Below are 6865 nucleotides of genomic sequence, written 5' to 3'. Positions count from 1 at the left end.
CCCAGCAATGTGTCCAATATGCCCAGCTCGGCGTCGCGGCCGGTGAAATGGGTGACCGTAGGCGGCAACTGCCGGGGCCGCGGAAGCGCCGAGGAACTACTCGCGTGGACGTGAATGTCGCCGGTAACGTCGCGGGCCTGCACAATCTGCTCCGCGCCGCCTACTACAGCATTGACGACCTTTCCCGCTGAGTTCTCCTCGTGGCCCATGAGTTCCCTCCTCCGCCCGGGTTTTAGGGTGACAGCGCGACGCGGTGCGCGGTAACGAAAACACCCGATTAGCTGCCTCTCCCGCACGGATCACATGACGGAGATAAGGCGGCGGACGTCGGCGGCGTTGCGCGCCCAGTCTCCGGCGGAGACGTGCTGCAAGGTGACGGCAACGCCGATGTGGATGCCTAGCATGCGAGCCAAGAACTGCTCGACTTCCGTGAGTCGGGCTACTAGAACGTTGCCGACTGGCCCATGCCCCGTGTGAGGCGGAGCTAGGCACTGTCGGCGCGCATGGCGGCGAACCTCGTCTGCGGGGGGGGGGAGAGAGAGAGAGAGAGAGAGTCCGCAGACGAGGTTCGGCTGCGCGCCCGGCTCAGCGGGTGATGTCGTCTCTGGAGAGAGAGTGGTGCTCTTCGCCGGTCATGAGCTCGCGTCCGGGTCCAGCGAGCAGCTGGTTCCGCGACCCTGCTGAGGGGAGTGGAATCCGCAGCCTGTGCCAAGCAGCCGGGAAGACCCGAGCCGGGATGCTGCGCTCACGGAAAGTCCCGGAATGAGCTGGGGCTGCGATAAGCAGCCAGCCTGTCCGACCGCAGTGCGCCCGAGGTCTCCCGGGTCCACTCAGTTCCGTTGACATCCTTGAAAACCGTGGCGATGACCCTCACCGCATACGCGATCTCCACTAGGACGTGCGGAGATTTTCCGCGTCGTGGTCAGCATCTGGCGAGGACACGAGCGGCGGGTGGTAGTGAGGTTTCAGTAGGTCCACTGCCATTGTCGGCACCATCGGCGGAGAGGGGTTGGCTCAGGCCCAGCTTCAATGGTCCTCGGAGACAGCCCGGAGGTCGCTACCCACCGACGATCTCCCCGCGGAAGAACTGCCACAGGCTGCAGTCCAAGGAATGATTGATCTCAGCAGCCCAGGCTGAGGTGTCGTCGTCCTTCGGGCGCACTACGTACGGGATCCGGCCGAGTTATCCGCAGCGCTGGCTCAACCGGCGCGCGCCTTCGAATGGTTCCGTCGCGGGGACCTTGGGTCATTTCAAGCGGATGTCTGTACGGCCGGGCAGTCGCTGCTGCTGAGAAGACAAGTGAGAAGTCCGCGGACCTTCTTGTTGCTGGGGTTCGCCGTGCTTGGCAGCGAACTGGACCAGTGTCCTGGTGGATTCCTTTTCGGTGAGAGCGATTCTGGCGAGTTCGGCAACGGCTTGGGTGTAGTCGCCGGACCGGTCGTGGACGAAGGAACCCGAGATCACGTGGTTGATGCAGACTACGGGCTGGTGCAGTTCGTAGCGAGTCCAGCCGCTGGACAAGGCAGGGTGGCAGCTGATGCCGGAGGGCACGACTCGGACGGTGACGTTGGTGCGCTTCTGGTTAAGCCTGGCCAGATGCCACAACTGTGCGGCTGTGGTCTCGGCCGAGGCGGCGAGGCCGTGAACGACTAGTTCGCCGATGTACGCGGTGACAGGCTTGGCCTTCGGTCCGCTGATCATCTTCGCTCGGAGTTCCCGCAACTCGGCCAGCTCGGTGGTTCGGTCACGGCTGCGACCAAGGGCGAGAAGTACTTCGTTGGCATATTCGGGAAGCTGCAGCAAGTCAGGAACAAGCGTAGGCTCCCAGACGGTTGCCGATTTGGCCACCCCTTCCACATCAAGCAGGGTAGCGAGGTAGTGAGGCATGGGCTGGTCCCCCGCGATCACCACGCCCGCGGTGAGACTTCGGGCGAGGTTCAAGATCCGCTTCTTGTCCTCGCCGACGACTCCAAGCGCGCCCAGATAGCCCGCCACGTCCTCTGATGACGGGGTCCGCTGGCCACTCTCCCAGTTCGAGATCAGCGAGGGATTGATGCCGATCCGGCGGGATAGTTCGCGGAGCCCCCATTGGGCCTCGATGCGCAGGCGGCGGAGGGCTGCGCCGAGGATCATGATCCGCGGTTGGTCTGTCGTGTGCTCGTATTTGCTGGGCGGTATCACTTTTAATGTCTTCTCGCCGCGGCCTCGTCATCGATGACCGTCGACACGGCAGGCGGTCCTTGGTGCGGATGGGGTGTGCTCAGGTGTTGTTGGCGCGTTCGTCTTCCGGGACAGAGTTTGCCGCCCGCAGTGGCAGGAGTTCGGCAAGCGCGGCAGTCGGTCGTGTGTACCTGGTGGATCGCCTCGGCTGTCAGGCACTGCGCGCTCTGCGGTTGAGCTGGTCATGGTTTCCACGCCCGCCAGGGAAAGTCGACGGACAAGCTGCCGTCTGCGAGCACATCTGCGATCGCGGACGGACGTAACAGGGCGGCTTCGGGCTCGCCGCACCAGCGGGGCGCATAGGGCTGGTAGCCAGTGATGTCATCATTTTCGGCGAGAGTCGCATCAAAGAGAAACGCCAGGACCGTCGAGGAATCGTGTTGACCGCTCTCGGCCTTATGCTCAATCACGCAGCAAAACTCCAGTCCGGTGATCGTTGCATCGATCTGGTGGCGCAAGGTGCGATGCAGCGCTTGCTCGACTGGTTCGCCGTCTCGAACTGGGCCGCCCGGCAAGACAAGCGCGCCGGTCTCGTCGGTCAGGAACAGGATTTCCTCGTCGCGACCTATGAGAGCGTAAGCTGCGACTCGAGGACCTGGTCGGTAGCTGGCATTGTTATGCATGGCGGGTTTCCCATCACTGTGCGGGGAGCCAGCCGAGATGACTGGCTGGCTCGTGCGGCGGGCATGACGTCCTCGGCCGCGCAGTCCTGCTTCGCGCGAACTTCCTCTCGCTAGCGGTGCGCGGCGGCGAGATCGCGGTCTTTAACCGGCCACGCGATCTGTGTTGCAGTCCAATCGTCCAATGGCCTTCGGCGAGTGACAGAAGGCTGGCCCAGGTCGGTCGCCCCATCGTTCGGAGACTCTCTGTGTTCTGCGGGAACTGGTGCGACGCCCTGCCTGAGACAAGGTTGGTCGAGCACAGTTGTCGCCTCCTCTCTTTCCCGAGACGGGTACCGTCCTCGTCGGAAAAACACTTGATGCACCACAACGGAGCCATGAAGAACAAATGGCAAGAACGTGAGGCATACCGTCGGCAGGCCGCGCATGTCAGGCTGCCGCTGTCAGCGCGCCGAACAACTGACCTCTGTCGCATCCGCACAGCTCGGCGAGCTTGTCCTGCGCGGGCCCGGGAACTAGCAGCCGGCCCATCGATTTCCGTGGAAGCTCCCGCAACCGAATCGCCGCCCACTGTGCGAGAGAGTGCTCGGACCGGGCCAATTCGGCGAGGTCCAAGACCGCCAAGCCGTTGTTGACCACGTCGTTGTAGACCCGATCGATCAGGCGACCGGGAGGCAGTCCCAATGCGGTGCAGTACGACCCGAACCGGGCGACAGTCATCGCGCGCGTTCCGAACTCGTGTGAGGCGATAGCCTCGTTCGACTGCCCCAGGCCCATCGCGAGCACCGGATCGGGTCGGGTCCATCCCCGACTTTGGCGCGCTGAAAGGAGTTCTTTGCCTAGAGCCTTGAGGAACTTCGCCTCGATGTCCACTCTGTTGTCCTTGCGGCGGTCAACGGCCCGTGTAGCTGCCTCGGGCACGTTGTCTGCGAGGCTTGGCTTCTCTCTGTTGGTCATGACGCTCTCCTGGCATGGAGCCTTCGTCCATGAATGCGGTATCGGCGAAAAGGCCGAGGCCGGCGATGCCGTCCGGCTTGCCCGCCCTGGATGATCACAAGAACCGCGCGCTGCTTCTCACGTTGCCGTTGGCGGGAAAGCCGAATGATGCGAGCGCACTCAGCGCATTTGGCGCCGGGGGCTGAGATGGCGAGTGAGCACTCCAACTGCCGACCACAGACGCTGACGAGAGGCATGCCGTGTTCGCGAGTTCGATAGAAGGCCTCGTCGGTCACCTCGTGCTGGATGCCGTCGCGTCCGCAGGTGTAGGGCGTGGTCCACAGGCGTTGGACTGGTCCTGCCATTCCAGACACCTCTCATTCGGGTTGGAACGCGGTGGAGGCGACGAGTCGGGGGACAGCCGTCTCCACCGCGGCTGTGGAGCGGCGGACGGGCGAGGGTGCACGGGCGTGCTGACGTGGGGTGGCGGTGCGCGCCGTCGTGCTCGACCTCGCCCGCCGCCGGGATCCCCAGGGACGTCCCGCGCTGTCGATCCGGACGTCCCGGGGTGGCACTGCCTTCGAAAAGGCGGTCAGGCATTGATCTCGCGGGATCTCTGCTAGGCCAGGAGGTGTGCGGCGTCCTGGGTTTCGTCGCGTCCTGCCTTGCCGCTGGGCAGTTTAGATTTGTCGCCCGGTGCGGTTGTCGATGATGGCGCGGAACCCTGCAGTGCAGGCCGTGCTGAACTCATTCCATCTTCATCGGGCTGAGCACCGGCCGCGAGATCAACATGAGTCGTCGCAGCAGGCAACATGGCTATCACTGGAAAGCACCCTCCTGCTCGTCGGTGTTAGTGGTACTTGGCCGGACTTGTGTCTGTCGTTGGGTCGGCCAGCGTCCGTGCGGCGGAGCCCTGGCCGTCTTGCCGGCTTCGTGGTCCGCCGCTGTGCCACCACTAACGAAACCCCAGTTCAAGCCCGTAAACCACCCAACGAAACCATGATCTTGAGGGACCGGAACTCACTGTTCAACGGGGAGAAATTGCTCCATACTGGGATCGGCGTATGGTCCGCGCAGACTCGCCTGAAGGGGGACCGCCATGCCTTCGACCACTCGCAGTGTGCGAAGCAAGCAACGCGAATTGTCAGCGCAGCTCCGAGCGCAGTCTAAGACATGGGTGGAGATCGCGTTTGTCCTCGCCGAGCGGTACAACGTCAACATGCGCACCGCCCTGCGGTTGGCCCGCGGGTGGAGCCAGCGAGAGGCTGCCGAACGTTGGAACCGGCGCTGGCCGGCTGAGCCGAAGACTGACAAGGCGTTTTCGTACTGGGAGCTGTGGCCCGCGCCGACGGGACACGCTCCGCCTCTCGACATTCTCTGTCGGCTGGCGGAACTTTACGAGTGCAGGGTCGCCGATCTTCTTGCTGATGTAGCCGACTACCGGCCTGCCGACTCGGTCCATCAGGATCGGCAGCAACTGGCAGTGATCGAGAATCCGGCTACGTCCGTGCAGGACATTGTTGCGCGATTGGGCGCGACCGACATTCACGAGTTGGCCAAGATGGCGACGACGTGGGCACAGGCAGGCGGTTCCGGTGTCAGCCGTCGGTCGTTGCTGCTCAAGATCAGCGCTGCGCTGTCGCTGGCATCGTTGACCCCTGTGCTCACGGAGGAGCCCGCCGACGCCGCAACTTCAAGCGCGGGCACAGAGAGCGGCGACTTCTCCGGAATTTGGCGCAGCCGCTACGTTTACCCGAGTTCCGGCCGCGGCAAGAGCTTCACCGGCGAGCATTATGTCGTTTTACGCCAGCAGGAGCGCCGCTTGATCGGACAGAGCTTGCCCCACTCCATCGGGTCCCGGCTGCGGCTGGAATTGGCACTGGACCGAGCTGTGGCAACGGGGACGTGGTGCGAGCGAACGTCCCCGACCGGCTACTACCAGGGTGCCATTTACCACGGGACCCTCCAGCTAGTCATCGACCCGGCCGGTCGCCGCATGTCCGGCAGGTGGCTCGGCTTCGGCCGCGACTTCAAGATCAATTCCGGCGAGTGGGACCTGACCTGGTGCGAGCAAGGTACTTCAAAGCAAGCGCAGCGCGCGTACTACGAGAAGGCTTAGCTAGCACAGCACTGCTACTACTGTGCTTCCCCGAGCGATGCTCCCGGATGCGACCCGGGCGAAGATGCCGTACATCATCTTCGCCTCGTACACCCAATCGAGTACGACGCCGTGGCGATCCTCGAAGTCGGAGATGAATGAATCCAGCTCGGGCTTTCGCTTGGCGTAGCCGCCGAAGTGGAACTCCGTTTCGAGCGACCAGTTGTGCGTCTCGGCTTGAAACGCCTCGCGTTGGAAGCGCCGCACCTCATCGTTGAGGAAGCCGCCGCCCTTCAGCACACTGAACCCGATCGCGCGCTGGCCCTGCCGGAGACGCGCTGCGATGCCCGCCAAGGTGCAGCCGGTGCCGGATGCCGAGCAGATGGTGTCGAAATCTTCAGTAATCTCGTCGACCAGTTCGGCGCATCCACGCGCAGCTAATGCATTGCTCCCGCCTTCGGGAAGTACGTAGCACGGGCCAAACTGATTTGCTAAGCGGCTGAGCACGTCTGCGTCGGTCTTGCGTCGATACGTCGTACGGTCCAGGTACGTGAGTCGCATCCCCATACCTGCAGCAAATGCTAGCGACTCGTTCAGCGGTAGATGTTCCTCGCCTCGAACCACTCCGATGGTGTCGAAGCCGAAATGGCGGCCTGCCGCTGCCGTGGCACGCAAGTGGTTGGAGTACGCGCCTCCGAAGGTGAGCAGAGTGTGGCAGCCCTGTACACGCGCCTCGGCCAGATTGAATTTTAGCTTGCGCCACTTGTTGCCCGGCACGTCGGGATGGATCAAGTCGTCTCGCTTGAGCAGAAGCCTGACATCGTGCGGGCGGAGACGGTCATCATGCAGCTCGACGACCGGCGATGGCAGGCGAAGCGAGATGCCGTCAGGCTCGGAGGGTCGATGGGTTGCCACAGGCGTGAGCTTACGCAGCATTGAGGGGCCGCTGACACTGAAGCCGGACCTGCGGAATTCGGCCGGATCTACCAC

Annotated in this window: 6 protein-coding genes; 1 reads left to right on the top strand and 5 read right to left on the bottom strand. The window is 63.5% G+C overall.

Annotated elements, in window-relative coordinates; translation table 11 throughout:
- The 4 genes from ACFORO_RS05385 to ACFORO_RS05370 form a co-directional block, all read right to left on the bottom strand.
- The coding region (locus ACFORO_RS05385; protein WP_377896492.1) for a hypothetical protein at positions 1-209 on the bottom strand (209 nt) is incomplete at its 3' end.
- Positions 210-1246: 1037 nt separating this feature from the next.
- The gene (locus ACFORO_RS05380) at positions 1247-2134 is read right to left on the bottom strand and encodes a helix-turn-helix domain-containing protein (protein WP_377872005.1); all 888 of its coding nucleotides are present in this window, start codon (positions 2132-2134) and stop codon (positions 1247-1249) included.
- 269 nt (positions 2135-2403) lie between these two features.
- Positions 2404-2844, bottom strand: coding sequence for an NUDIX domain-containing protein (locus ACFORO_RS05375; protein ID WP_377872004.1), 441 nt, complete (start codon positions 2842-2844; stop codon positions 2404-2406).
- Between the two features lie 426 nt (positions 2845-3270).
- A complete protein-coding gene (locus tag ACFORO_RS05370) occupies positions 3271-3798 on the bottom strand; it encodes a hypothetical protein (RefSeq protein WP_377872003.1) in 528 nt (175 codons plus the stop codon).
- Positions 3799-4954: 1156 nt separating this feature from the next.
- Here ACFORO_RS05370 and ACFORO_RS05365 point away from each other — a divergent pair.
- Positions 4955-5896, top strand: coding sequence for a helix-turn-helix domain-containing protein (locus tag ACFORO_RS05365; protein WP_377872002.1), 942 nt, complete (start codon positions 4955-4957; stop codon positions 5894-5896).
- On the opposite strand, the gene ACFORO_RS05360 is transcribed toward ACFORO_RS05365, so the two are convergent.
- The gene (locus ACFORO_RS05360; protein WP_377872001.1) at positions 5897-6790 is read right to left on the bottom strand and encodes a 1-aminocyclopropane-1-carboxylate deaminase/D-cysteine desulfhydrase; all 894 of its coding nucleotides are present in this window, start codon (positions 6788-6790) and stop codon (positions 5897-5899) included.
- Between the last annotated feature and the right edge of the window lie 75 nt (positions 6791-6865).

The sequence above is a fragment of the Amycolatopsis halotolerans genome (assembly GCF_042647905.1).
Taxonomy (GTDB): Bacteria; Actinomycetota; Actinomycetes; order Mycobacteriales; family Pseudonocardiaceae; genus Amycolatopsis; species Amycolatopsis halotolerans.
Note: the sequence above shows the minus strand (reverse complement) of the source record. Positions and strands in the feature narration are given on the sequence as shown.